Source organism: Psychromonas sp., assembly GCF_983033635.1.
In genome coordinates this window covers 1-2,300 of record NZ_CEZLMY010000304.1, presented here as the reverse complement: position 1 = coordinate 2,300, position 2,300 = coordinate 1, and the positions used below count along the sequence as shown (strand labels likewise).

1 protein-coding gene is annotated in these 2,300 nt (G+C 37.3%); it reads left to right on the top strand.

Annotation, left to right across the window (positions count from 1 at the left end; translation table 11 throughout):
• Positions 1-1,800: ATP-binding protein (locus AC4GME_RS18770; RefSeq protein ID WP_490380034.1), on the top strand; the 1,800-nt coding region annotated here is incomplete at its 5' end.
• Between the last annotated feature and the right edge of the window lie 500 nt (positions 1,801-2,300).

The window sequence follows — 2,300 nt, the reverse complement described above, 5'->3', positions numbered from 1 at the left end:
GAAGATATGCACTGGGCAGATCCAACCAGTATCGAGTTTATTGCCAGCCTGAGCTCGGATAAACGTTTTATTGCATCAAACAATCTGTTTATCAGCAGTTCACGCCAGCCATTACCGGAGTCGTTAAGCGAATCTGGATTTCAGTTGCTCAAGTTGGTTAAGTTGACTCAGGAAAATACCCGCGAGTTTGTGCGTATATTGTTTGATAAACAGAATGTCTCAGCCAATTTGCTCGATGTCATTGTTACGCGTGCCGACGGTATTCCCCTGTTTATTGAAGAACTGGTTAATATGCTTAAGCAGAAGGGCTTAGTGCATAAGTTAAACGGTATTTTTGACTTTACCAGCCCGGATAAACTGGACGAAGTGCCGAGCAATCTGCGTGATTCCCTGCAGCAAAAACTCGATACACTTGTTTATGCCAAAGAAACCGCACAGCTCGCTGCCACTATCGGACGTGAATTTGATTATGAACTGCTGGTGGCGGCTTCCAATCACAGTGAAGCACAGGTGCAGAATGATTTAAATGAGTTGATTGATTCCGAGCTTATCTATCAACAACGCAAAGTAAATGGTGACAGCTATATCTTTAAGCATGCACTGGTTAGGGATGCGGCTTATGAGAGTGTTGGGGCGCTTCATAGAGTAAATAACCACCAGTACATAGCTAATGTTATGGAGTTCAACTTATTAAATGGTATTCCTACAGGTTATGACCTTTTATCTTTCCATTATTTGAATGCTGAAAATTACGAAAAATCAGTTCAATATGGAATTGAACATGCCTCATTTCTTTCTAAATCGTCTCATTCAAAACAAACTGAGCAGTATATTTTATCAATACAAAATTCCAATAAGTTGATCGAAGAAATATCCATCTCTTTAGCAAATGAACTTGCATTAAATAAGTTACTTATACCTGTTTTAATGTCATCACAAGGATATGGTAGTGAAAAAATTGAAAATATTTCGTCACGAAATGAAATGATAACACAGCAGTTATCTGAAATAGGGGCAGTCGAAAAAGAAAGCGTTATATCTAACCATGCAAACTTATGGAGTCAAGCACAAATGCTTCATATGCGCACCGAACGAGCAGAAGCTTATCGAATAGCAAAACTCCTAGTGGATGACGCACGAAAGGACAGATGTAGAAGGCGACTTGTTGATGGCCTATCACTTAAAGGACTGTGTTTGACTACAGATGGTATTTTGAATGAGGCTAGAGATGCATTTATAGAATCTTTAAGAATATACAATCAAGAAGAACATTTTGAGATATGCCAAGTAAATGGAAGCGATCCAAAGTGTCATGCGCTGGTAAATTTATCTTTAGCGTTAGCATTATTAGGACAGTTTGTTGAAGCTCAGAAGCATATTGATGAAGCATTGCAGCATGCTAAATTGTTGAAACATGGGTTGTCTGAAGCTCTTTGTCATTGCTATCAAATGTATCTTTTAGCCCTTAAAAATGACAAGCCATCTGTATTTTTACAGGAAAATATTCAAAATGAGTTTTTTGATAATAATCCTGAATATTCATTTTTGTTCAGTTATTCCCGAGCAATTATTGATTGGGCTAAAGGAGTTACAGACTTTCAGATCGAATTTTCAAAAATGAGAATTCAGTCAGATCAGACTTATTTACATTCTTTTTACGAAGCATTATTAGCGCTCACTTATAAAACTAATGGAGAACATGAAACGGCCAAGGATATATTAAACAACACTCTTGAGTGGTGTAACGTTTCTGGAGAGAAGGCATTTATAGATTTTATTACAAATAATAAATCACATTGAAATGGAGTTAAGCACATTTGAGGACAGCCATATCTTTTTGACGGTCCTCGTTCAACTTGGATGTCCTGTTTGTTGTTGCTGTTTGTTGTTTTCGACTGCACTCGCTTTCAATGCCACTTAACGCGATCTATCCACAGAATAGCCATATCCCACATAAAACATGTGCGGTTGTTTATTTTTTGAGAAAAACTAGCCGGAAAGTCAATGTTTCTACAGCTGTTTGATGGTTTGTTTTCCGTTTTGGCGAAATGGTTTGGGTGGGAGAACCACACTCACGCGGCTTGCTTTGTTTGTGATATATGGTTGATCGGCGCGTCTGCAGTGAGCTTATATCAAGTAGTTGTGATACTGATAAAAGTGAGATCAGAAATATATAATGAACGTTATTTGTGAGTTATTAAACATTGATAATAATAGTTGTCTAACGTAATCTTTTTATTCAATTATGGGCCTCATGCTCACATAACTATAAAAAGAATATTACTATGACATCATTAGCT